Source organism: Vibrio sp. Hep-1b-8 (assembly GCF_006124995.1).
Taxonomy (GTDB): Bacteria; Pseudomonadota; Gammaproteobacteria; order Enterobacterales; family Vibrionaceae; genus Vibrio.
Genome location: NZ_QEWN01000089.1, coordinates 1 through 24804, shown reverse-complemented (window position 1 = coordinate 24804; position 24804 = coordinate 1). Strand labels below are relative to the sequence as shown.

The 24804-nt window shown below is 46.3% G+C and carries 19 protein-coding genes and 1 pseudogene; 9 read left to right on the top strand and 11 right to left on the bottom strand.

Annotation, left to right across the window (positions count from 1 at the left end):
- Nucleotides 1–51: 51 nt before the first annotated feature.
- Nucleotides 52–669, bottom strand: a pseudogene (gene recA, locus DA100_RS09635) (recombinase RecA); the annotation flags it as partial.
- A gap of 190 nt (nucleotides 670–859) precedes the next feature.
- Nucleotides 860–1351 (bottom strand): CinA family protein, encoded by a 492-nt coding sequence (locus tag DA100_RS09630; RefSeq protein ID WP_138971944.1) that lies wholly within the window; start codon nucleotides 1349–1351, stop codon nucleotides 860–862.
- 85 nt (nucleotides 1352–1436) lie between these two features.
- Between DA100_RS09630 and mutS the strand changes: the two genes are divergently transcribed.
- Entirely contained in the window at nucleotides 1437–4001 is a 2565-nt protein-coding gene (gene mutS, locus DA100_RS09625) for a DNA mismatch repair protein MutS (protein ID WP_138971943.1), read from the top strand.
- A gap of 47 nt (nucleotides 4002–4048) precedes the next feature.
- Here mutS and lptG read toward each other — a convergent pair whose 3' ends face one another.
- Together lptG and lptF are read right to left on the bottom strand one after the other, a co-directional pair.
- Nucleotides 4049–5119, bottom strand: a complete 1071-nt coding sequence (gene lptG / locus DA100_RS09620; RefSeq protein WP_138971942.1) for an LPS export ABC transporter permease LptG — start codon at nucleotides 5117–5119, stop codon at nucleotides 4049–4051.
- A gap of 3 nt (nucleotides 5120–5122) precedes the next feature.
- Nucleotides 5123–6226, bottom strand: a complete 1104-nt coding sequence (gene lptF, locus DA100_RS09615) for an LPS export ABC transporter permease LptF (RefSeq protein ID WP_006879220.1) — start codon at nucleotides 6224–6226, stop codon at nucleotides 5123–5125.
- A 190-nt stretch (nucleotides 6227–6416) separates the two neighbouring features.
- On the opposite strand from lptF, the gene pepA reads away from it, so the two are divergent.
- The 3 genes from pepA (at nucleotide 6417) to DA100_RS09600 (ending at nucleotide 11525) form a co-directional block, all read left to right on the top strand.
- Nucleotides 6417–7925, top strand: a complete 1509-nt coding sequence (gene pepA, locus DA100_RS09610; protein ID WP_138971941.1) for a leucyl aminopeptidase — start codon at nucleotides 6417–6419, stop codon at nucleotides 7923–7925.
- 72 nt (nucleotides 7926–7997) lie between these two features.
- Entirely contained in the window at nucleotides 7998–8447 is a 450-nt protein-coding gene (locus DA100_RS09605) for a DNA polymerase III subunit chi (RefSeq protein ID WP_006879218.1), read from the top strand.
- A 219-nt stretch (nucleotides 8448–8666) separates the two neighbouring features.
- Nucleotides 8667–11525: a valine--tRNA ligase gene (locus tag DA100_RS09600; RefSeq protein WP_138971940.1), complete on the top strand. Its 2859-nt coding sequence runs from the start codon at nucleotides 8667–8669 to the stop codon at nucleotides 11523–11525.
- 65 nt (nucleotides 11526–11590) lie between these two features.
- On the opposite strand, the gene DA100_RS09595 is transcribed toward DA100_RS09600, so the two are convergent.
- The 5 genes from DA100_RS09595 to rapA form a co-directional block, all read right to left on the bottom strand.
- On the bottom strand, nucleotides 11591–12583 hold the full coding sequence (locus DA100_RS09595) for a M48 family metallopeptidase (RefSeq protein ID WP_138971939.1): 993 nt from the start codon (nucleotides 12581–12583) through the stop codon (nucleotides 11591–11593).
- Nucleotides 12583–13758, bottom strand: a complete 1176-nt coding sequence (locus DA100_RS09590) for a YjgN family protein (RefSeq protein ID WP_138971938.1) — start codon at nucleotides 13756–13758, stop codon at nucleotides 12583–12585. Before DA100_RS09590 ends, DA100_RS09595 begins: the two co-directional genes overlap by 1 nt.
- Nucleotides 13759–13925: 167 nt before the next feature.
- A complete protein-coding gene (locus DA100_RS09585) occupies nucleotides 13926–14888 on the bottom strand; it encodes a D-2-hydroxyacid dehydrogenase (protein ID WP_138971937.1) in 963 nt (320 codons plus the stop codon).
- Nucleotides 14889–14918: 30 nt separating this feature from the next.
- A complete protein-coding gene (rluA, locus tag DA100_RS09580; RefSeq protein ID WP_138971936.1) occupies nucleotides 14919–15656 on the bottom strand; it encodes a bifunctional tRNA pseudouridine(32) synthase/23S rRNA pseudouridine(746) synthase RluA in 738 nt (245 codons plus the stop codon).
- Between the two features lie 57 nt (nucleotides 15657–15713).
- Nucleotides 15714–18623 carry an RNA polymerase-associated protein RapA gene (gene rapA, locus DA100_RS09575; RefSeq protein ID WP_138971935.1) on the bottom strand — a complete coding sequence of 970 codons (2910 nt, stop codon included), beginning with the start codon at nucleotides 18621–18623 and terminating at the stop codon, nucleotides 15714–15716.
- A gap of 474 nt (nucleotides 18624–19097) precedes the next feature.
- Here rapA and DA100_RS09570 point away from each other — a divergent pair, with 474 nt between their 5' ends.
- The 5 genes from DA100_RS09570 (at nucleotide 19098) to DA100_RS09550 (ending at nucleotide 23780) form a co-directional block, all read left to right on the top strand.
- Nucleotides 19098–20474 (top strand): PhoH family protein, encoded by a 1377-nt coding sequence (locus DA100_RS09570; protein WP_138971934.1) that lies wholly within the window; start codon nucleotides 19098–19100, stop codon nucleotides 20472–20474.
- Between the two features lie 118 nt (nucleotides 20475–20592).
- The gene (locus DA100_RS09565; RefSeq protein WP_138971933.1) at nucleotides 20593–21597 is read left to right on the top strand and encodes an ornithine carbamoyltransferase; all 1005 of its coding nucleotides are present in this window, start codon (nucleotides 20593–20595) and stop codon (nucleotides 21595–21597) included.
- A gap of 250 nt (nucleotides 21598–21847) precedes the next feature.
- On the top strand, nucleotides 21848–22777 hold the full coding sequence (gene pyrB, locus DA100_RS09560; protein ID WP_138971932.1) for an aspartate carbamoyltransferase: 930 nt from the start codon (nucleotides 21848–21850) through the stop codon (nucleotides 22775–22777).
- Between the two features lie 16 nt (nucleotides 22778–22793).
- A complete protein-coding gene (pyrI, locus tag DA100_RS09555; protein WP_138971931.1) occupies nucleotides 22794–23255 on the top strand; it encodes an aspartate carbamoyltransferase regulatory subunit in 462 nt (153 codons plus the stop codon).
- Nucleotides 23256–23390: 135 nt separating this feature from the next.
- Entirely contained in the window at nucleotides 23391–23780 is a 390-nt protein-coding gene (locus tag DA100_RS09550; protein ID WP_138971930.1) for a RidA family protein, read from the top strand.
- Nucleotides 23781–23831: 51 nt separating this feature from the next.
- On the opposite strand, the gene DA100_RS09545 is transcribed toward DA100_RS09550, so the two are convergent.
- Together DA100_RS09545 and mdh are read right to left on the bottom strand one after the other, a co-directional pair.
- Nucleotides 23832–24023, bottom strand: a complete 192-nt coding sequence (locus DA100_RS09545; RefSeq protein WP_138971929.1) for a hypothetical protein — start codon at nucleotides 24021–24023, stop codon at nucleotides 23832–23834.
- Between the two features lie 96 nt (nucleotides 24024–24119).
- On the bottom strand, nucleotides 24120–24804 hold a 685-nt coding region (gene mdh, locus DA100_RS09540; RefSeq protein WP_138971928.1), incomplete at its 5' end, for a malate dehydrogenase.

Below are 24804 nucleotides of genomic sequence, written 5' to 3'. Positions count from 1 at the left end.
TTCTTTGTAAATCAAGAGCAAATACCATTACATACAAAATGAAAAGCGACACTCGGGATTACCAAACATCACACCAATCTTCATGCGGATTTGGTTGATGAAAACACACATACAGTTAGACTGCTTTAGGTTACCTGTTAGCTTACGCATTGCTTGAGAAAGCATACGTGCTTGTAGCCCCATGTGGCTGTCACCCATTTCGCCTTCAATTTCAGCTTTAGGTGTTAGTGCTGCAACCGAGTCCACTACCATTACGTCGATAGCACCTGAACGCGCTAGCGCATCACAGATTTCTAGTGCTTGTTCGCCCGTATCAGGCTGAGAAACAAGTAGAGCATCGATATCTACGCCGAGTTTTTTCGCATATACAGGATCGAGCGCATGCTCCGCATCAATAAACGCACAAGTTTTACCTTCACGTTGTGCAGCAGCGATTAGTTCAAGAGTTAGTGTTGTTTTACCAGAAGATTCCGGACCGTAGATTTCTACGATACGACCCATAGGCAGACCACCAGCACCAAGAGCGATATCTAAAGAAAGTGAGCCGGTAGAAATTGTTTCTACGTCCATTGCACGGTTGTCACCAAGGCGCATAATCGAACCTTTACCGAATTGCTTTTCGATTTGACCTAGCGCAGCGGCGAGCGCCTTCTGTTTGTTCTCGTCCATCACTTTCTCCAAATGACTCATCTAATGCTGATGAATATCAATCAAATTCTTCCGCTCAGCTTTTTTGCTAAGCAATCAATGAAAGCCATTATACTGTTGATTCATACAGTGTCCATAGCTGTGGGGATTTTTTTTGAAATTTGATGATATCCATCTGATTTTTAATCACTTTAAATTATTCCAGCAATCATTAGCTGTCACTTTCCAACTGTTCGTACAGTACTTTCAAAGCCACTTCGACAGCCTGTTGACGCACTTGAGAACGGTTGCCAGCAAAGTAATAGGTCGTCACTTTCAACCAGCCACTTTTGTCTGCCCAGCCAATACAGACTGTACCGACAGGCTTACCTTCTGTCGCCCCTCCTGGCCCAGCAATACCACTGATCGATACGCCAATGTTGGCATTCGAATTGGCCAGCGCACCTTTTACCATTTCTTCAACCGTCTGTTCACTGACAGCGCCATGGGATTCAAGCGTTTGTTCCTTTACCCCAAGCATCTCCATTTTGGCTTCGTTGCTATAGGTGATAAAAGCACGGTCAAACCAACCTGAACTTCCGGCTATGTCGGTAATCGCCGCGGAGACACCTCCACCCGTACAAGATTCTGCTGTCGTGAGAACAAAACCACGTTGGCTAAGTTGCTCACCCAACTTTAGTGACAGAATTTGCTGTGATTCCATGTCTAAATTCCCCTATTGCATCTTTTCGCAGAATGGCTATTCACGTATCCTAAGCCGCAATAGAAATAAACGAAAGACGTTGCCCGTGAAAGCTGAACAAAAACACACACCTATGATGCAGCAATATCTCAAGCTCAAAGCTGAGAACCCAGATATTTTGCTGTTTTATCGAATGGGAGACTTCTATGAACTCTTCTACAATGATGCCAAGCGCGCATCTCAGCTATTAGACATATCGCTGACTAAGCGTGGAGCATCCGCTGGTGAGCCTATTCCTATGGCTGGTGTGCCCTTTCATGCTGTCGAAGGGTACTTAGCAAAACTCGTTCAGCTTGGTGAGTCCGTCGCTATTTGTGAACAGATTGGCGATCCCGCAACAAGCAAAGGTCCCGTCGAACGCGCCGTGGTACGTATTGTCACTCCGGGTACAGTGACTGACGAGGCTCTGCTTTCTGAGCGTTTAGATAATCTAATCGCTGCCATCTACCATCACAACGGTAAATTCGGATACGCAACACTTGACGTTACCTCTGGACGCTTCCAGTTAATGGAGCCAGAAACCGAAGAAGCCATGGCCGCAGAGCTGCAACGTACCGCACCCCGTGAGCTACTATTCCCCGAGGACTTTGAACCAGTTCAGTTGATGAACGGCCGTAATGGTAACCGCCGTCGCCCTGTGTGGGAGTTTGAGCTCGACACGGCAAAACAACAGCTCAACCAACAGTTTGGTACCAAAGATCTGGTTGGCTTTGGTGTTGAACACGCCAAACTCGGCTTGTGTGCTGCGGGCTGTCTTATCCAGTACGTAAAAGATACCCAACGTACCGCACTGCCACATATCCGCTCTTTAACGTTTGATCGTCAAGATCACTCAGTCATCCTCGATGCAGCGACACGTCGCAATCTAGAGATCACCCATAACCTTGCCGGTGGTACAGATAATACGTTGGCGGGAGTGCTCGACCATACCGCAACAGCCATGGGCAGTCGCATGCTCAAGCGCTGGTTACACCAGCCAATGCGAGACATCGAGACACTCAACCAACGTCTCAACGCTATCACGGAGCTCAAAGAGCAGGCTGTCTACTCTGAACTCCATCCTGTTCTCAAACAAATTGGGGATATTGAGCGTATCTTAGGACGACTTGCGTTACGCAGTGCACGACCTCGTGACATGGCTCGTCTCCGATTTGCCATGCAGCAGTTACCAGAGTTAGCAGAAAACATGGGCAGCCTAGCCAACCCTTATTTGGTTAAGCTGGCACAATTTGCCGCACCAATGGACGATGTTTGTGACTTGCTCGAACGTGCAATTAAAGAGAATCCACCCGTTGTTATTCGTGATGGTGGTGTTATTGCGACTGGCTACAACGAGGAACTCGACGAATGGCGAAAACTCGCTGATGGTGCAACCGAGTTTCTTGATCAACTCGAACAAGAGGAACGCGAACGCCACGGCATTGACAGCCTAAAGGTGGGTTACAACAATGTTCATGGTTTCTTCATCCAAGTCAGCCGCGGGCAAAGTCACCTTGTGCCACCCCATTATGTGCGCCGCCAAACGTTAAAGAATGCCGAGCGCTACATCATCCCTGAACTAAAAGAGCATGAAGACAAGGTTTTAAACTCGAAATCAAAAGCACTCGCGGTCGAGAAACAACTTTGGGAAGAGTTATTTGACCTATTGCTACCTCATCTAGAACAGATGCAGAATCTCGCCTCAGCAGTATCGCAAATTGACGTTCTTCAGAACCTTGCCGAACGAGCCGACAGCTTAGATTACTGCCGCCCTAACTTAACAAAAGAGGCGGGCATTCAGATTCAGAATGGTCGTCACCCTGTCGTTGAACAAGTAATGGATGAACCTTTCATCGCCAACCCGATTGAGCTCAACTCAAAGCGCAAGATGCTGATTATTACAGGCCCTAACATGGGGGGTAAATCCACGTATATGCGCCAAACCGCTTTGATTGCGTTACTGGCTCATATCGGCTCTTACGTACCGGCTGAATCTGCACAAATTGGCTCAATCGACCGTATTTTTACCCGCATTGGTGCATCTGATGATTTGGCTTCAGGACGATCGACTTTTATGGTTGAAATGACAGAAACCGCCAATATTCTTCACAATGCAACCGCAAACAGCCTAGTGTTGATGGATGAAATTGGTCGAGGCACCAGTACATACGATGGTCTATCTCTGGCTTGGGCCAGTGCAGAGTGGCTAGCAAAACAGCTAGGCTCAATGACCTTGTTTGCCACGCACTACTTTGAGCTGACCGAGTTGCCGAATCAAATTCCACATCTGGCGAACGTCCACCTTGACGCCGTAGAACACGGTGACAGCATTGCATTTATGCATGCTGTGCAAGAAGGGGCAGCAAGTAAGTCATATGGCCTTGCCGTTGCTGGACTTGCTGGCGTACCGAAGAGCGTAATTAAAAATGCTCGCACGAAACTCACTCAGCTCGAACAACTCAGCCTCAACGGTGAAAAACCAAGCCAATCTCCTGCCGTCGACATCGCCAATCAACTGAGCTTGATCCCAGAGCCAAGCGAAGTTGAGCAAGCGCTTGCGAACATCGATCCAGACGATCTCACCCCAAGACAAGCTCTTGAAGAGCTGTATCGATTAAAGAAACTTCTTTAGGTATGAAAAAGGCAGCCAGTTGGCTGCCTTTATTAATATGTTTCGCACTACAGTTTTCGACGCAATAACATCAATGCGATGGTCAGGAATACCACGCTTGGCATGACCGCACCAAATACTGGGGGAATGTTGTAAACCAAGCTAAGAGGACCAAAGAACTCACTCGAAATATAGAAAGTGAATCCGGCAATAACGCCCGAAAGAATCCGAGCACCCATAGTCACACTACGCAAAGGACCAAAGATAAAAGAGAGCGCCATCAGCATCATCACCGCAATAGAAAACGGCTGAGTGACCTTGCGCCAAAACGCTAGCTCATAGCGTGAAGGGTCTTGCTCCGATGCCTTGAGATAACTGACATAATCATAAAGTCCGCCCAAAGAAAGCTCTTCTGGTTTTACCGTTACAACCGCTAACTTATCTGGGGCTAGCGAGGTCGTCCAACTGTACTCAGGTAGGCTTTGCTTCGAAATTTCTACTTCATCCACCATCTCAGTTAGCTCAACATCCTTCATGGTCCAAGTATTATCAGAAACATACTCTACCGTCGCAGCATGGACGACACTTTCGAGGCGCTTGTTCGCATCAAAACGCCACATGTTCATGCCATAGATTTTGTCGTCTTCAACTTTACCAATAAAGATAAAATCGTTGGCATCACGCGCCCACACACCCGTTCGCACCGATAAGATCGCACCACCAGATGTAGAAAAAGCTCGTAAATCACGTGCCATTTTTTGAGCCTGTGGGGCGCCCCACTGACCGAGCAATGTCACCAATACCATTAGAGGCACTGCCGTTTTAAGCACGGACATACCGATATTAAGTTTAGAAAAACCCGCGGCCTGCATCACCACAAGTTCTGAGCTTGAAGCCAGCATCCCTAACCCAATTAGAGCACCTAACAGTGCCGCCATTGGGAAGAACATTTCAATATCACGAGGAATACTTAACAGCACAAAAAACAGTGCTTGAATAAGATCGTAAGAACCTTCGCCAACTTTACGCAACTGTTCAACATATTTGATGATGGCAGACAGGCCAACAAACGTAGCCAGCACTAGAGAGGTCGTGGCAATGATGGTTTTGCCGATATAGAGATCGAGAATTTTAAACACGACTTACGCTGCCTTCTTTCTTTGTCTTAATTTATCTTTAAAGCGGCGAACAGGAATGCTGTCCATTGAGTTAATGCCGATCGCGGTCAACAGTAGCGCAGCATTAATTGGCCACATACCAATAATTGCCGGGATAGAACCGTCTTCCAGTGCAGACTTAGTGGCACTAATCGACAGGAAGTAAGCTAAGTAGATCAGAATCGCTGGTCCCATTTTAGCAAATCGACCCTGACGCGGATTAACTGCTGAAAGCGGCACGACTAACATGGTCAACAGCGGGATACAAACCACGAGCGAAATACGCCATTGTAGCTCTGCCTGAGCACGCGGATCTGGGTTCTTCATCAACTCCAGTGTCGGGATTGCTTCCCAGTCACGACCTTTGCGTTTGACATCTCGCTGACCAATCAGACCTTCATACTGGTCAAACTTTGTCACCATGTAGTCTACCCGCGTAGGTACACCTTCATAACGAGTCCCATCATACATGCGAATAACCTGACGACCATCGCTCAGCTCTTTGACTTCGCCTGACTGAGAAAATGAGACACTTGGTAATATAGAGTCACGTGGACGCATTTGAGCAACAAATACGTGTTTAAGCTGCTTACCATCGATGTCATCGATAAAGACTACCGATGAACCATCGGGCGTGCCCTGAAAATGACCTTTCTTCAACAAATCAACGCTGTTTTCAGCTTCAACTTCTTCTTGAAGCTGAACGAGCTTATCCTGGCTGTACGGCGAAAAAACAAACGAGTTAAAGCCAGCGATCACACCTGTAATTACCGCGAGGTATAAAGCAGCACGAATCAGGAACTTGTTACCAATACCTGTGGCATTCATAACGGTAATTTCACTTTCCGCATATAAGCGACCAAAAGTAAGCAAAATACCCAAGAACAGACTCAACGGTAACATCAGTAGTCCCATCGACGGCATGCTCAATGCGACATAGTGCATGACCAAACTCGCGGGAATATCCCCATCCGAAGCATCAGCCAAAACTTTGATCAGTTTTTGACTAAGGAACACTAAAAAGAGGATAAAAAATATCGCTAATTGGCTTTTGAGTGTCTCGCGGATCAAATATCTAACAATAATCACGCTGAAATTACCTATACAAAACTTGTTTTTTTAATTGAATCACTATAATTTCCCGTTGAACCTTTTATTTTTAAATTTTTGGCTAACTGTTAATGCGCTTATTTAAGAATAGTTCCGAGTAAGGAATCAACAAGTAAGACGGCATTATCTAACATTTAGTTCTATTTGTCTTCAGGATGTAGGAGTACGCATGGAGTTCAGTGTAAAAAGTGGCAGTCCAGAGAAGCAGCGCAGCGCATGTATCGTTGTGGGCGTGTTCGAGCCACGTCGCCTTTCTCCAGTTGCTGAGCAGCTAGATAAAATCAGTGATGGCTATATCAGTTCACTACTTCGCCGTGGTGATCTAGAAGGTAAGCCGGGGCAAATGCTCCTGCTTCATCAAGTACCAGGCGTGCTGTCTGAGCGCGTACTACTAGTAGGTTGTGGTAAAGAACGTGAACTTGGCGAGCGTCAGTACAAAGAGATCATTCAGAAAACCATCAACACACTTAACGAAACAGGTTCTATGGAAGCCGTTTGCTTCCTAACTGAACTGCACGTTAAAGGCCGCGATACATACTGGAAAGTACGTCAAGCGGTAGAAGCAACGAAAGATGGTCTTTACACCTTCGATCAATTCAAGAGTGTCAAACCAGAAACACGTCGCCCTCTGCGTAAACTGGTATTCAACGTACCTACACGCCGCGAACTCAACCTAGGTGAAAAAGCGATCGCACATGGTCTAGCGATTGCCTCTGGTGTTAAAGCGTCGAAAGATCTTGGCAACATGCCACCAAATATCGCTAACCCTGCATACCTAGCTTCACAAGCACGTCGCCTAGCAGACGATTACGAAAGCGTTACGACTAAAATCATTGGCGAGCAAGAGATGGAAAAACTGGGTATGACTTCATACCTAGCAGTAGGCCGTGGCTCTAAAAATGAATCTATGATGTCTATCATGGAATACAAGGGCAACCCAGATCCAGAAGCAAAACCAATCGTTCTTGTCGGTAAAGGTCTAACCTTCGATTCAGGCGGTATTTCACTTAAGCCAGGCGAAGGCATGGATGAAATGAAGTACGACATGTGTGGTGCCGCTTCTGTATTCGGTACCATGAAGGCACTGGCTAAACTGAATCTGCCAATCAACGTTATCGGTGTTCTGGCTGGCTGTGAAAACATGCCGGGTAGTAATGCGTACCGTCCTGGTGACATCCTAACAACGATGTCCGGTCAAACGGTTGAAGTGCTAAACACCGATGCGGAAGGTCGACTCGTTCTTTGTGATGCGCTGACTTACGTAGAACGTTTTGAGCCAGATTGTGTCGTTGATGTTGCAACTCTAACCGGTGCTTGTGTGATTGCGTTAGGTCACCATATCAGCGGTGTTATCTCAAACCATAACCCACTATCTCATGAGTTGGTTAACGCTTCTGAACAAGCAAGCGACCGCGCATGGCGTCTACCTATGGCAGATGAGTACCATGAGCAGCTGAAGAGCCCATTCGCAGATATGGCAAACATCGGCGGTCGACCAGGCGGTACCATTACTGCTGGTTGCTTCTTGTCTAAATTCGCGAAGAAATACCACTGGGCGCACATCGATATCGCAGGTACTGCGTGGAAGTCAGGTGCAGCTAAAGGCTCAACAGGCCGTCCAGTCTCAATGCTTGTCCAATTCCTGCTTAACCGCAGTGGCCAAGAGACAGAGGAATAAACCTCAAAATCTTAAAAAGGGCCGCAAGGCCCTTTTTTATTTCTCTGCCTTTGTGCAAAACAGGATCAGACCATGGCGAACGCAACGTTTTATCTCATTACTGAAGAGTCTCATCAGGCAACGCCTGAAGGGTTTGAAGAGTATATTCTGTTTCTCAGTCGTCACTTTGCCAAGCAAGGGGCAAAGGTCTACCTTAATTGCAATAACAAAGCACATGCAGAACAGATAGCTGAACGTTTTTGGCAAGTCGATAGCAGCGAGTTTATGGCCCATAATCTAGTCGGAGAAGGCCCAAGATATGCAACCAACATCGAGATTGGATATCAAGGAGTCAAGCCTTCCTGGAACAGGCAATTGGTAATAAATTTGGCTGAAAATGAGACAACCTTTGCGAACAAGTTTGCTGAGGTGGTAGACTTCGTTCCTTGCGAGGAAAAAGCCAAGCAACTGGCGCGAGAAAGATATAAAATCTACCGCCAAGCTGGTTACCAGCTACAAACGATCGAAATCAAACACAATTAGCGGTCAATCTTTATAGTTAAGCTCTCCATCTAGAGAGTTCACTTATAATGATTGACTAAGATTTACCATCAACCAGATAAGATTTTCTCTAAATCGCTGGGCTTAGAGCAAGGCAACCAATGAGTAAATCCCTATCAAAATACATTGAGTATTTGATTCGGGTTTGCGAGTACATTTAGCGCCGCTATCAGCCCACATATGACGAGAAAAAAGGCGACTATGGAAAAGACATACAACCCAACTTCAATTGAACAGGCTTTATACCAAGCTTGGGAAGAGAAAGGCTACTTCAAGCCACACGGTGACACGACTAAAGAAGCGTACAGCATCATGATTCCGCCACCGAACGTCACTGGTAGCCTACATATGGGCCACGCGTTCCAAGACACCATCATGGATACTCTAATCCGTGCTGAGCGTATGAAAGGTAAAAACACGCTTTGGCAGGTTGGTACTGACCACGCTGGTATCGCGACTCAAATGGTTGTTGAGCGTAAAATCGCTGCTGAAGAAGGCAAAACAAAGCACGACTACGGCCGTGATGCTTTCATCGACAAAATCTGGGAGTGGAAAGGCGAATCTGGCGGCACTATCACTAAGCAGCTACGTCGCCTGGGCGCATCTGTAGACTGGGACCGTGAACGTTTCACAATGGATGACGGTCTATCAAATGCCGTTCAAGAAGTTTTCGTTCGTCTATACGAAGAAGATCTTATCTACCGCGGTAAGCGTCTCGTTAACTGGGATCCAAAGCTACACACTGCGATCTCTGATCTAGAAGTAGAAAACAAAGACAAAAAAGGCCATATGTGGCACTTCCGCTACCCACTAGCGGACGGCGTTAAAACTGCTGAAGGCAAAGACTACATTGTTGTTGCGACTACTCGTCCTGAAACAATGCTTGGCGATACTGGTGTTGCTGTTAACCCAGAAGATCCACGTTACAAAGATCTGATCGGCAAAGGAATCATTCTTCCTATCGTTGATCGTCGCATCCCAATCGTGGGTGACGAACACGCTGATATGGAGAAAGGTACTGGTTGTGTGAAAATCACACCAGCGCACGACTTCAACGACTACGAAGTTGGTAAACGCCACCAGCTACCAATGATCAACATCCTGACTTTCAACGCAGACATCCGTGATGTGGCTGAAGTATTCACCACCAACGGTGAAGCAAGCGATGCATACTCAACTGAGCTACCTGCTAAATACCAAGGTATGGAGCGTTTCGCTGCACGTAAAACGATCGTGGCTGAGTTTGATGAACTGGGTCTTCTGGAAGAAGTTAAAGATCACGATCTGACGGTTCCTTACGGTGACCGTGGCGGTGTGGTTATCGAGCCGATGCTAACTGACCAATGGTACGTTCGCACAGCACCACTAGCTGAAACAGCAACAAAAGCTGTTGAAGATGGTGAAATCCAGTTTGTTCCTAAGCAATACGAAAACATGTACTTCTCTTGGATGCGTGACATTCAGGACTGGTGTATCTCTCGTCAGCTATGGTGGGGTCACCGAATCCCTGCATGGTACGACAACGACGGCAACGTATACGTAGGCCGCACTGAAGAAGAAGTTCGTGCTAACAACAACCTTGCACCTGTTGTCGTTCTACGCCAAGACGACGACGTACTAGATACATGGTTCTCTTCTGCACTATGGACGTTTGGTACTCAAGGTTGGCCAGAAAACACTGACGACCTGAAGACATTCCACCCTTCAGATGTATTGGTTACGGGTTTTGACATCATCTTCTTCTGGGTTGCTCGTATGATCATGATGACGATGCACTTCTGTAAAGATGAGAATGGTAAACCACAAGTACCATTCAAAACGGTTTACGTTACTGGTCTAATCCGTGACGAAAACGGCGACAAGATGTCTAAGTCTAAAGGCAACGTTCTTGACCCTATCGATATGATCGACGGCATCGACCTTGAGTCTCTTGTTGAGAAGCGCACTGGCAACATGATGCAGCCTCAACTTGCAGCGAAGATCGAGAAGAACACACGTAAGACATTTGAGAACGGTATCGAACCATACGGTACTGACGCACTGCGTTTCACTCTCGCGGCAATGGCTTCTACTGGTCGTGACATCAACTGGGATATGAAACGTCTAGAAGGTTACCGTAACTTCTGTAACAAGCTATGGAACGCGAGCCGTTACGTACTCATGAACACAGAAGAGCAAGATTGTGGCTTTGGTGCTGGTGAAGTTGAATACTCTCTTGCAGACAAGTGGATCGAATCTCAGTTTGAGCTTGCAGCGCAAGAGTTCAACGCCCACCTAGATAACTACCGTCTAGACATGGCAGCGAACACAATTTATGAGTTCATCTGGAACCAATTCTGTGACTGGTACCTAGAGCTAACCAAACCTGTTCTATGGAAAGGAAATGAAGCTCAGCAACGTGGTACACGTCGCACGCTAATCACAGTTCTAGAGAAGACGCTTCGCCTAGCACACCCAGTGATTCCTTACATCACCGAGACTATTTGGCAGAGCATCAAGCCTCTTGTTGACGGCGTTGAAGGTGACACCATTATGCTTCAAGCGCTTCCTCAGTTTGATGAAGCAAACTTCAACCAAGAAGCTCTTGATGACATCGAGTGGGTTAAGTCATTCATCACCAGCATTCGTAACCTACGTGCTGAGTACGACATCAATCCAGGTAAACCGCTTGAAGTTATGCTAAAAGCGGCAAACGAAAAAGATGCAGCTCGACTAGAAGCAAACAAACAAGTTCTAGTTTCTTTAGCGAAACTTGAGTCAGTGCGTGTTCTTGAGTCAGGTGAAGAAACTCCAGCGTGTGCAACAGCACTCGTTGCTAAGTCTGAACTGATGATCCCAATGGCTGGTCTTATCGACAAAGATGCGGAACTTGCTCGTCTCGATGGTGAAATCAAGAAGACTCAAGGCGAAATCAAACGTCTTGACGGTAAGCTAGGTAACGAAGGCTTCGTTGCTAAAGCACCGGAAGCTGTTGTTGCGAAAGAGCGTGAGAAACTAGAAGGCTACAAAGAGACATTAAGTAAGCTAGAAGAGCAAAAAGCAACAATTGCAGCGCTGTAATAGCAGTGACTGAATAAAACAAAAGGCAGCGGATTCGCTGCCTTTTGTTTCTTTTGACTTGAATATTAATCCCGAGCGGCTTGGATGCGCTGCTCGAAATCTGGATGAGAGTTAAGCCACTCCGGGACATCAAGTGAGTATTGCTGCTCGAACAACTCAAACATTTCCGCCATCTGCTCACTGCTGCCGTATATCTTCACCATTGCTTGCTTCGCAAAGTGGTCGGCTTCACTCTCCGCCTGCCTCGAATACCCGTTAGACAAGAGGAACACGCCAACACCTGCAAGATTATCAACAATACCTGAACTCTCACCGGTCAAAAGCACTACCCCAACCGACAAAATACTCGAACGAACCAACTTCTCCACCATGTGACGATGATGAACATGACCAATCTCGTGCAGGATAATGCTGTCCAGTTGCAGCTCATTCGCGGCGAGCTCAACCAGTTGGTCGAGCAAAATTACTTTCCCACCCGGCAGAGCAAACGCATTGGCACCAATGTCTGATGAACGAAAAATGATTTCGACCGGATACGGCAATGGATCCAGTTGCTGCAAATGCTGGGTAACACGCTGTCGAATCGCTTCTTGCTGCTCTAAGGGTAACTCGCTCTCTTGCCAGTTGTTATCAAAGGTTTCCAGAATCTTGTTACCCAAGCTCACCGAGACCGAATCTGGCAGCAACTGTGCCACTTTCTCGCTGACCCAAGGCAACGCGTAAAAATAACCTCCGAGCAACACACCAAGACACACTACTATCGCAACGAGCCAAGCCATCACGTTGGATTCAATTTTATCCACCAATCCTGACTTTCGGTTACGCTTGAGCCACGCGCTAACTTCTACGCTGCGCTCCACAACAAAGACCCAGCCATCAGGGAAAGCAAACCGAATCGGCAAATTGCCAACAGGCACGCTGATTTCTACTTCCTGTTGCTGACAGCTGATGATATCGCCGCCTACACGAAGGCTTAAGAAATTGGCTTGGCTGACGTCCAGCTCCGCCTCATAACGAACTGAGCTACGAGGCGGAAAGGCGGTTCCTTGAATCCGCATTAACCGATACCAATACCGATGTCGAACGCTTGTGCGACTTCATCTGTAATCGCAGATTTCACATCAGAATCTAGGTCTATCGCTGCTAACAGCGCCATATCACCAATCACTTCAGTATTGTCCGCCAAATAACGTGTAGTTCTAACCATGACCCAAGGGCGCGCAATACCTAGCGTGATAACTTGCAGTAAGAAGTTCGACACCACCAGCCACACATAGCCAAAGACCGTTAAGCTGGAGTTGAATTGGTATTGGTTTTCAGGTGTCTGCTCGTGGCTCGCACAAAGCTGACCAAATACATGGTTGCGAATACAAACCGTGGTGTAAGCGCTTAACGCGATAGACAACGCAAACAGAACCAAGTAGCCAAATATGAACACGCTCATCTGAGAACCATCTTCCAACGAGCTAAAGTTACCGTTTTGCAGTGCATGGAAGTCCATCCCACTAAATACCGAACCGAGCATAACAAAGCCCAATAGTGCAGAAGCAAGCACACCAATCAATAATGCTTTCAGGTAGGTTTTGATAAAGAAGCCGTTGGTCAACTCAGCACTGAACTTCCAATCGCCGTATTGATAGCCATTAGCAAAGAACTTCTGTACGCCCGCGATCACCCAGCCGTAAAGTACGGCCAATAAGATCAATGAGCTTGCGCCTAAAATCACCGTCGCCATCACCGACAGGGAGGCAATAGCAACCACGATAGAGAAATAGATCATCGCCACCAGCAAAGCACTTAGGCCACGCCCAAGTAGCGATAAATATGCGTCCTTTAGCGTTGCGGTAAATGAAAAGCGCACATTACGGTAGCTGGTCATCGCCGCGTCAAAACACGCATTGCTCCATAGTAACCACGGTAAAGCTGCGTAAAAGACTAATAGCAACACCATGCTGATCATCGGCGCGATACTGTTAGACACCGACCACAACAACACAATAACCAAAGCCACTATACGCCCTTTGAGAATTTGCATTGGCGTGGCGTGGTATTCGAAGTTGTCTCCGGCAATCGAAGTATTACCATAAAAGTAACGCTTGGTACGAACTTTCGCCCAAGCGGAGTAGATACCTAGTGTGATGATAGAGAGCAAGATATTGACAATCCAGATGCCAAAAAACTCGCCTCCTCGACCATTAAACTGTACAGGGTTTGTAATTTGATTGTTTTCCATGCTTTGTTTTTCCTGACGTTTGAATAAATAACCTTAGTTTTAACAATGTCTTACATTTCATCCAAAGCGTCTATAGGTAACGCCGGAAAATACCTCACCAATAGATATGCATCACAAAACATAAGTAGTAAATATGGAATACACGATGATTCATCTACTCATCAACATTACACGACTCGGTTCTTCTCTCGCCCTGCGATAAAGGCGGCAATGTTATCCATTAAAATATCCACCAAGCTCTGGATGGAGGAATCACTCCCCCAAGCAACATGTGGCGTGAGTAATAAGTTTGGCAAGTGCATATTGGCAATAAGTGAGTTGGATTCATCCGCTGGCTCATCGGTAAAGACATCGACGCCCGCACCACGAATGACACCTTGTTTTAGGGCATCCACCAGCGCCTCTTCATCGACCAAACCACCTCGACCAGTGTTGATAACGATACTGGATGATTTCATCGCAGCCAGTTCATTGCGACCGATAAGATGACGTGTCTCTTCGCTTAACGGGCAATGTAGGGTTAACACATCGGCTTGTGCGAGTACTTGTTCGAACGGCAGATAACCTTCTCGACACGGAGAAATCCCTTTGCGCTCCGCAAAGACAACATGCATCCCCAGCGCTTTAGCCACAGCTGCTGTCGCTTGCCCTAATGCTCCACTGCCAATCACCCCCATCGTTGAGCCAGCTGTATCGCTAATGGGATGAGTAAAGAAACAGAACTGCTTATTACGTTGCCACTCTCCTGCCGCTATATCATTGTGATAGCCTTTCAAATTGCGTTTAAGCGCAAACATCATCGCAATCACGTGCTCTGGTACAGACTGAGTGGCATACCCCTGCACATTGGTCACAGCGATACCATGTTGCTGACAATAGTCGATATCAACATTGTTAAATCCAGTAGCCGAGATAGCGACCAATTTAAGGTTAGTTAGTTGACTCAAGATATTGCTATCTAGCACTACTTTGTTCGTAATGATCACTTCTGCTTGGTGAGCACGTTCAACCACCAACGCTGGGGTGGTGAAATCGTACTCAATCCAGTGATGCGGAAATGGAAGAGATGGCAATTCAATTTGCGTAGGGATGGTTGCTCGATCAAGAAAAACAACAGTTGGCAGCGACATATAACCTCCTTGTTGCTGCCTTATATACAGTTATTGGTGTGGCAGCGTTTTGTAGTCTGGTAATTTTCGCACAGGATCAAAATAATCAAAGATCATCTCTTCTGCTTCAAGATAGAAGTCACACGGTACAAAAATACTACGCAGCCATTCACTGCGCGGATGATAAAAACTGAGCTCCGCCGCATGCAACTCTAGGCGATTTGAGTATTCATACGCCTCTTGCTCCGCATAAAATTCATCTCCGACAATTGGGTGTCCTAAAGCTTGCATGTGAACGCGCAGTTGATGAGAGCGACCTGTAACAGGTAGTAATCTAACGATGGTGGTTTTCTCTTCTCGTTTCACCACCTGGAAAATGGTTTTCGATGGTTTACCATCTTGATAGCAAACCTTCTGTCGCGGTCTATTCGGCCAGTCACAAATCAATGGGAAATCGAGCACTCCTTCTTGTTGCTCGACATGCCCCCAGACTCGCGCATAATAGACTTTGTGCGTCAGTCGATACTGAAACTGCTTCTTTAACGCCCTTTCAGCATGTTTATGCTTTGCGAAAACCATCAGACCGGATGTATCCATATCCAAGCGATGAACCACCTGAACATCAGGGTAATTTTCCATCAAGCGAGACCACATACTGTCATAATGTTCTGCTGCTCGCCCCGGAACAGAAAGCAAACCAGACGGCTTATTCACCGCTAAGATGTGCTCGTCTTCAAACACGATTTCAACCCACGGTTCACGTGGTGGGTTGTATTCTGTCATTGCCATAATGATACCCGACAAAAACCCAGCTCAGAGCTGGGTTTATCAATTAAAGGACGCCAATTAGTTGTGAGAGACCACAATCATGCGTAACGAGTCTAGTTGGTACTGAGCTTGACCAATATAGCCAGTGAGTAACTTAATCTGCTCTTCAATCACTTCAAGTTCTTCATCACGAATATTTGGGTTCACCGCTTTCAATGCTTGTAAGCGCTCTAATTCTGCATTGAGGCTCGCTTGCATCTCTTGCTGAGCTTGGCTGCGAATGGCGTCGACTTTTTCTACCACTAGCTTATCGCCAGCTTCAATCATCTGATGTACTTGTGCCTGTACCGATGAAACCAGCTTAGTTGCGATATGACGACCCACAGGGCTTAGTTGACGGTTAAAACTCTCAAACTCAACTTGTGAAGAGAGGTCATTACCTTTTCCGTCCAGCATTAAGCGAATTGGCGTCGTTGGCAGAAAACGACTGATTCCGCTGCGCTTAGGCGCTTGAGCATCTACCTTATAAACCAGTTCTAGTAGCATTGTACCAACTGGCAATGCTTTATTTTTCAGTAGTGAAACCGCCGTCGTACCTACGCCTTCACTCATCAGTAAGTCAATGCCCCCCTGAATCATTGGGTGTTCCCAACTGATAAAGTTCATATCCTCACGAGACAGTGCAGTTTCACGGTCAAATGTGATGGTGGCACCTTCATAAGGCAGACCTGGATAACTCGGCACCAACATATGCTCTGATGGCGTCACGACTAAGGCATTTTCACCTTTGTCGTCCTGATCGAGACCAATCGTATCAAACAGGCTCAAAGCGAAAGTCACTAAGTTAGTATCGCCGTCGGTTGCTGCAATCTTATCGACGATTGCTTGCGCCTTTTCACCACCATTAGAGTGCATTTCTAAAAGACGGTCACGACCTTGTTCTAACTGAGCTTTTAACTCTTTGTTCATTACCGCTGATTCAGCAATCACATCATCTAAATCACTCGTGTCGCCTGACGCAAGCATTTCAATGAGGCGATCTGCGAATTTGTCATAAACCGTGCGACCTGTCGGACAGGTTTCTGCAAAAGCGTTAAGGCCTTCATCAAACCAACGCGCCAAAATGGCTTGTGACGTACCCTGTAGGTATGGAACATGAATATCGATATCGCGGTTCTGACCAATACGGTCAAGACGGCCAATACGTTGCTCAAGCAAATCCGGATTAAACGGCAAGTCAAACATCACCAGTTGGTTAGCAAACTGGAAGTTACGACCTTCAGAGCCAATTTCGCTACAAATCAGTACCTGAGCACCGCCCTCTTCCTGGGCAAAATAAGCCGCCGCTTTATCGCGCTCTAGAATCGACATACCTTCATGGAAAACCGTAGCTCGAATGCCTTCGCGCTCACGCAGAGCTTGTTCTAACTGAAGTGCAGTGCTCGCACGAGAAGCGATAACTAAAATTTTCTCACTGCGCTTTTCGGTAATTTTTTCAAGTAACCAGTTAACACGACTATCAAATTGCCACCAGCTTGAATCATCCCCCTCAAACTCTTGGAAGATCTCTTCTGGGTATAGGTTCTTTAACGCACGAGCTTCCGAACTCATCTTGCCACCAATCATGCCCGACACACGCATAGAGGTCGTGTACTGCTGTGGGATCAGCATCGGCAGAAGGTGAACGTTACGTGTTGGAAACCCTTTAATTGCAGCACGTGTATTACGGAAAAGTACGCGACCAGTACCGTGACGATCCATTAGGTTATCAATCAGTTCTTGGCGTGCAGCGGCTTTGGCTTCTTCGTCGCTATCACTTTCGATAATACGGAAAAGTGGCTCCACATCCTGCTCAGAGAGCAATTCAGTAATTTGGTTTTTCGCTTCGTCTGCCAGATTTTGACCAGAGAATAGCGCACTAACAGAATCAGCAACCGGCGCATATTGCTCTTCTTCTTTGATGAACTCTTGGTAGTCAAAGAAACGATCAGAATCCAGTAAGCGAAGACGAGCAAAGTGGCTTTCACGACCTAGCTGCTCAGGTGTCGCCGTCAACAATAGAACACCTGGCGTACGCTCCGCTAAACCTTCAACCACTTGGTATTCGCGACTTGGCTTCTCTGGGCTCCACTCTAGGTGGTGCGCCTCATCGACAACCAGTAGATCCCACTCACCTTCCAGTGCTTGTTCAAAACGTTTACGACTCTTGCGCAAGAAGTCAAGCGAACAGAGTACATATTGCTGAGTATCAAATGGGTTTTCTGAGTCGGCAAATGCTTCAATGCAGCGCTCTTCATCAAAGATGGAGAAGTGGAGGTTAAATCGACGCATCATCTCGACCAACCACTGATGTTGCAGCGTTTCTGGTACAACAATCAAAATACGCTCAGCGCGGCCAGCCAGTACTTGCTGGTGAATGATCATACCAGCTTCAATGGTTTTACCCAGGCCGACTTCATCCGCCAAAAGTACGCGTGGCGCATGACGACGACCCACTTCGTGTGCAATGTATAACTGATGAGGGATAAGGCCTGCACGCATACCACACAGACCTCGCATTGGGCTCTTGTGCTGTTCGTATTGGTTCACCAATGCACGATAACGGAGCACAAAATTATCCATACGATCGATTTGACCCGCGTACAACTTATCTTGTGGCTTGTTAAAACGAATCTGGTTGCTCAACATAATTTCACGCAGAACAATACCGTCTTCACCGCTGTCTTCACGTGAACCTATGTAGCTTAGTAGTCCTTGGTCTTCGACAACTTGCTCAACTTTAAGAGACCACCCTTCCTGACTTTCAACCACATCGCCAGCGTTAAAGGTCACTCGGGTTACAGGCGCATCGTTGCGAGCGTAAACGCGGTTTTCTTCAGAAGCTGCAAACATTAATGTCACAGTACGAGCATCCAATGCTACAACGGTTCCTAAACCTAAATCGCTCTCCGTATCGCTGATCCAGCGCTGGCCCAAAGCAAATGTCATGAATCGACTACCTCATCTAAATTTGTTCGAAAATGGGTCTATTTATTTTAGTAACTCTTGCGCAACTTGAAAGGAAACTGACGAGGAAAAGTAGGTCAGTCGTTACGCCGAAAAAGGTCGCTAATCTTACTTGAAGCTGTGACATTGGTCACGTACAAAGGCCTCAAAAACCAACAATTTTTTACTCAAGCTGAGTGTGACATCAAAGTGTAAGAAATCAGTGGCACTTCTAAAAGAGCGTGTTGAAAAAGCTGTTTATACTTATCTATGAGCAGCATCATTTCACGTCAAGTTTCTGACTGGCACAACTGATGCATTCAAATAGGATGACGTTCAACACGGGTTTGCAGTTTTTGTAGTCAAACCATCAGCGAACTCTGATTACCTGGCTACATCGCTGCAACCAACCGCAGAGATCCTCTTCATAGCAAAGCTTGAAGAGTAAGCAGGCCGCCAACTGGCAAGGAGACGCTTATGGGTGATACAGACCGGAAAATTTTTGTCCTAGACACCAACATTCTTCTTCATGAACCACTCGCCATCTACTCATTTAAGGAACACGATGTCGTTATCCCAATGACTGTTCTTGAAGAGCTTGACCGAATTAAGGACAGTAAACGCGATGTTGCTCGCGATGCGCGTGTCGCAATACGTGCACTAGAAGCGATGTTTAAAGATGCCACTCCAGATGAGATATCCGAAGGCATCCCCACCAACAAAGAGAAAGAGAATACCGGACACATTGCCATTCTGGCTGACTTTGAGCTGCAAGAGACCGTCAAAGCTTTTGCCGACAAAGCCGGTGACAACCGCATCTTAAATGGTGTGCTCTATTTGCAAAACAAACGTGCACCGCGCGAAGTCATCTTAGTCACCAAAGACATCAACATGCGCTTACGGGCAAAAGGGGCCGGAGTTAGGTTTGTTGAAGACTACCGCACAGATCAGCTCATTGATGACGTGCAATACCTGACAAAAGGATTCCAGCAAATCGAAGGAGAGTTCTGGAACAACGTCCAAAATGTCGAAAGTAAAACTCTTGCAGGCAGAACCTATCACACCATCGCACGCGAACCCTTTGAGCCTACTTATATCAATCAATACATGATCGATGAGGACAGCGACTTCGCAGGGCGCGTAGAGGAGATAGACCAAGATACGATCACGATTAAAGATCTCAGCCGTGAAAGAATGATGCATCGACGCGCTTGGGATATCACCCCAAAAAACATCTATCAAGGAATGGCGCTAGATGCCCTACTCGATCCAGACATTGATCTGGTGATCCTAACTGGGGCTGCTGGTAGTGGTAAAACCTTACTCGCTCTCGCCTCTGCACTAGAGCAAACCATAGAAAAAGGCATCTTTGACAAAATCATCGTCACTCGAAACACCCCAGACATAGGTGAAGCGATCGGCTTTTTACCGGGTAGTGAAGAAGAGAAAATGATGCCATGGCTTGCGGCCGTCACCGATACATTAGAAGCATTGCATAAAAACGATCACTGCACTGAAGGCTCATTGAAATACATCTGCGACAAAGCCAATATTCAGTTCAAATCGATCAACTTTATGCGCGGACGTTCGATCCAAAATGCCTTCGTCTTGCTCGATGAGTGTCAGAACCTGACCGCTTCTCAGATCAAAACCATCATAACCCGTTGTGGTGAAGGGACTAAGATCGTCTGCTCAGGTAACCTAGCACAAATCGATTCTCACTATCTAACCCCCGTCACTTCTGGCTTAACCTATATGGTCGAGCGATTTAAAAACTTTGAAGGAAGTGCCAACATTCACCTCAATGGTGTGGTTCGCAGCCGACTAGCTGAATACGCCGAAGAGAATTTATAATCACTTTTGCCGAGATATAATTCATATCTCGGCATTTATTTAAAATAATTATTCACAAATAGCCGTTAAATATGTTTAACTAAAGCCATTAAACCGAATCAACATTCAGGACTGGTGTATGGCCTTCAATCTACGTAACCGAAATTTCCTAAAGCTACTCGATTTCACCCCGAAAGAGATTCAGTTTCTGCTTGATCTCTCTGCGGCTCTGAAGAAAGCCAAATATGCTGGCACCGAACAGAAGAAACTGGTCGGTAAGAACATTGCGCTAATCTTCGAAAAGGCCTCGACTCGCACACGTTGTGCTTTTGAAGTTGCCGCTTTTGATCAAGGAGCACAGGTTTCTTATATCGGTCCATCTGGATCTCAAATCGGACACAAGGAGTCGATGAAAGACACCGCACGAGTCCTTGGCCGAATGTACGATGGCATTGAATACCGTGGTTTTGGTCAATCCATTGTTGAAGAACTCGGTCAGTACGCAGGTGTGCCGGTTTGGAATGGCCTGACGGATGAGTTTCACCCGACACAAATTCTGGCGGACTTTTTGACTATGCTTGAGCATGGGCGTGGAAAACAGCTGCATGAGATTAAGTTTGCTTACCTTGGTGACGCACGCAACAACATGGGCAACTCCCTACTCGTAGGCGCGGCTAAAATGGGGATGGATATCCGCCTTGTCGCACCAAAAGCGTTCTGGCCAGAAGCAGAATTGGTCACCACTTGCCAGCAGATCGCAGATCAGACGGGCGCAAAAATCACCTTAACCGAAAACGTTGAAGAAGGCGTAAAAGGTTGTGACTACTTGTACACAGACGTGTGGGTATCCATGGGTGAAGCACCAGAAGCTTGGGATGAACGTGTCGCAATGATGACCCCCTATCAAGTCAACATGGATGTGATTACTAAAACCGGCAATGCACAAGTGAAGTTTATGCACTGTCTACCTGCGTTCCATAATGATGAAACCACTGTAGGGAAACAAGTCGCTGAGAAATACGGAATGAAAGGACTGGAAGTGACGGAAGACGTGTTTGAGTCCGAACACTCTATCGTTTTCGATGAAGCGGAAAACCGAATGCACACAATTAAAGCTGTGATGGTTGCCACACTCGGTAGTTAATCTTAGGTAAGATTCGACACTAAAACCGTCGATGTAATCGCTTGCGTTCACCATTCTTCAGCGTATAATGCTCGGCAATTTGTCTGGAGATAGTAAAACAATGCCACGTAATTCGTGCTCTACCAAGCGTATTACAGTGAGTAAGCCAACACGCTTACTGGGACTTGTTTTTTCTATTTTCACCGATTTCTAAAGCCTCCCTTAATGGGGGGCTTTTTTGTGCCTAAAATTCATGACTGGGAAGATGATTATGACAAACACGCTTTATAACAAGCATATTATCTCAATTCCTGAGCTTTCACGTGAAGAGCTGGAATTGATTGTCAAAACGGCTGGAGAGCTGAAGGCTAAGCCGCAACCTGAGTTAATTAAAAACAAAGTGGTTGCAAGCTGCTTCTTCGAACCATCAACCCGTACACGTCTCTCTTTCGAAACCGCAATCCAACGCATTGGTGGTGATGTCATTGGCTTCGATAATGGCGGTAATACTTCGCTGGCGAAGAAAGGTGAAACATTGGCGGATTCCGTTCAGGTTATCTCTTCGTATGTTGATGCCTTTGTTATGCGCCACCCTCAAGAAGGTGCAGCGCGCCTAGCTGCTGAGTTTTCTAATGGTGTCCCAGTGATTAACGGTGGCGACGGAGCAAATCAACATCCAACTCAAACCGTACTGGACCTCTTCTCTATTGCAGAAACGCAAGGTCGACTGGATGAGCTTAACGTCGCTTTCGTGGGTGATCTTAAATATGGTCGTACTGTCCACTCACTTACCCAAGCGTTGGCAAAATTTAACAACATCCGCTTCTTCTTTATTGCTCCAGAGGCGCTTGCAATGCCAGATTACATTTGCGAAGAACTCGACGAAGCTGGCATCCAATACAGTTTGCACACCGATATGGAAAGTGTCATTCCAGACCTAGACGTTCTTTACATGACTCGTGTTCAAAAAGAGCGTTTCGACGAATCTGAATACGCACATATTAAATCCGCATACATTCTTACGGCAGCCATGCTAGAAGGTGCACGTGAAAATCTTAAAGTGCTTCATCCACTTCCACGTGTCGATGAAATCACAGTGGATGTTGATAAAACCCCACACGCTTATTACTTCGAACAAGCAGAAAATGGCGTATATGCACGTCAGGCTCTACTTGCACTTGTACTAAATGAAACACTGTAATCGAGGAGAAAAAACCATGAACAAAGAAACTCAATTGCAGGTTGAAGCGATTAAAAATGGCACCGTAATCGACCACATTCCAGCACAAATTGGCATTAAGGTGCTCAAGCTGTTTTCAATGCATAAATCACAACAGCGCGTAACCGTGGGCTTAAACCTGCCTTCATCTGCCCTAGGTCATAAAGACCTACTCAAGATCGAAAATGTGTTTATCACTGAAGAGCAGGCAAGCAAATTAGCGCTTTATGCACCGCATGCCACGGTCAACCAAATTGAAGACTATCAGGTTGTTAAGAAGCTGGCTCTCGAGTTACCAGAACAAGTGAATAATGTATTTGAGTGTCCCAACACCAACTGCATCACACACGGTGAGCCAGTAGAAAGTAGCTTTAAAGTATTCGAGAAAAACAACGATATTCGATTGAAGTGCAAGTACTGTGAGAAAGTTTTCTCTCGTGAAATCGTCACTGAGCGTTAATGAATATTTGAGAGTTAACTTAAGGTAAGAATTTGTCCCTGCTTAACTCAAGCTGGGATTTTTACCTTTACGAAGCACGAGATTCGCGGCAAACTGAGTTTTCTTCCAGTAACCCTAAACAGATGGAATATAACAATGACTAAAGTACTTCACACGGAATCAGCTCCTGCAGCTATCGGCCCATATGTGCAAGGTGTTAACCTTGGTAACATGGTACTGACTTCAGGCCAAATCCCAGTAAACCCAGCTACGGGTGAAGTATCATCTGACATCGCAGAACAAGCTCGTCAGTCTCTAGAAAACGTAAAAGCAGTAGTTGAAGCCTCTGGCCTATCTGTATCAGACATCGTAAAACTAACGGTGTTTGTAAAAGATCTAAATGACTTCGGCACAGTAAACGAGGTTTACGGTAAGTTCTTTGATGAGCACAATGTTGCTCACTACCCAGCACGTTCTTGCGTAGAAGTTGCTCGTCTACCAAAAGATGTTGGTATCGAAATCGAAGCCATCGCTGTACGTAAGTAATCGAAGCCATCCCCAAAAAAGCGAGCTCTAATGCTCGCTTTTTTGTTTTCGCTAATAGTAACGTTCACATCCATGATGAAGCTGAGGCTCATCAATCAAATCCTCAACATCAACTTCAAACTTTTGATGTGAGCTTCGATCTTCGATCACGACCGCATGCGTACTTTCATCCGTCTCGACCACGACTCCAACTCCCTGACGGCATTCAACTAGCATGCCCTTTTCTAGCTCCCTAATATCCATCTTTTTTCTCCTCTGCTACTCAGTAAGTACAGCAGGAAAAACAAAAGGATCAAAAAAGCCGACTCGAAAGTCGGCTTTATCATTATTCAAATTGGATTACTTGTTTACAAAGTCAACACCCGTTTGGATGTCGCCGTTAAGTGTTTCAAGCATGCCATCTAGTGCAGATTTCTCGAAGTCACTCAACTCACCGTAGCTTAGTACTTCTTCTACACCGTCTTTGCCTAGTTTCACTGGCTGTGCGAAGAATGGTGCGTGCTCGCCATCACCTTCAACGTATGCGTACTCAACAACTTCTTCACCTTGAAGTGCTTTAACAAGAGCAAGACCAAAACGACATGCCGCTTGACCCATAGATAGAGTCGCACTACCGCCACCCGCTTTAGCTTCAACAACTTCAGTACCCGCGTTTTGGATACGCTTAGTCAGAGCTTCAACTTCTTCAGCCGTAAACTCAACACCCTCAACTTGAGACAGTAGAGGAAGAATCGTAACACCTGAGTGACCACCGATAACGGGTACACGTACTTGGCCTGGATCTTTGTCTTTCAGCTCAGCAACAAACGTTTCTGAACGAATTACGTCAAGCGTAGTTACACCGAAAAGACGACGCTTGTCGTAAACACCAGCTTGCTTAAGAACTTCAGCTGCAATTGGCACAGTGGTATTTACAGGGTTAGTAATGATACCAACCATTGCTTTTGGACATACATCTGCGATGCGTTGAGCAAGAGACTTCACGATGCCCGCGTTTACGTTAAATAGATCCGCACGGTCCATA

Coding starts and splice junctions, on each gene's coding strand:
- DA100_RS09630 (WP_138971944.1), bottom strand. CDS start 1,351: ATGGAATCACAGCAAATTCTGTCACTAAAGTTGGGTGAGCAACTTAGC.
- pepA (WP_138971941.1), top strand. CDS start 6,417: ATGGAGTTCAGTGTAAAAAGTGGCAGTCCAGAGAAGCAGCGCAGCGCA.
- DA100_RS09605 (WP_006879218.1), top strand. CDS start 7,998: ATGGCGAACGCAACGTTTTATCTCATTACTGAAGAGTCTCATCAGGCA.
- DA100_RS09600 (WP_138971940.1), top strand. CDS start 8,667: ATGGAAAAGACATACAACCCAACTTCAATTGAACAGGCTTTATACCAA.
- DA100_RS09595 (WP_138971939.1), bottom strand. CDS start 12,583: ATGCGGATTCAAGGAACCGCCTTTCCGCCTCGTAGCTCAGTTCGTTAT.
- DA100_RS09590 (WP_138971938.1), bottom strand. CDS start 13,758: ATGGAAAACAATCAAATTACAAACCCTGTACAGTTTAATGGTCGAGGA.
- DA100_RS09585 (WP_138971937.1), bottom strand. CDS start 14,888: ATGTCGCTGCCAACTGTTGTTTTTCTTGATCGAGCAACCATCCCTACG.
- rluA (WP_138971936.1), bottom strand. CDS start 15,656: ATGGCAATGACAGAATACAACCCACCACGTGAACCGTGGGTTGAAATC.
- rapA (WP_138971935.1), bottom strand. CDS start 18,623: ATGACATTTGCTTTGGGCCAGCGCTGGATCAGCGATACGGAGAGCGAT.
- DA100_RS09570 (WP_138971934.1), top strand. CDS start 19,098: ATGGGTGATACAGACCGGAAAATTTTTGTCCTAGACACCAACATTCTT.
- DA100_RS09565 (WP_138971933.1), top strand. CDS start 20,593: ATGGCCTTCAATCTACGTAACCGAAATTTCCTAAAGCTACTCGATTTC.
- pyrB (WP_138971932.1), top strand. CDS start 21,848: ATGACAAACACGCTTTATAACAAGCATATTATCTCAATTCCTGAGCTT.
- pyrI (WP_138971931.1), top strand. CDS start 22,794: ATGAACAAAGAAACTCAATTGCAGGTTGAAGCGATTAAAAATGGCACC.
- DA100_RS09550 (WP_138971930.1), top strand. CDS start 23,391: ATGACTAAAGTACTTCACACGGAATCAGCTCCTGCAGCTATCGGCCCA.
- DA100_RS09545 (WP_138971929.1), bottom strand. CDS start 24,023: ATGGATATTAGGGAGCTAGAAAAGGGCATGCTAGTTGAATGCCGTCAG.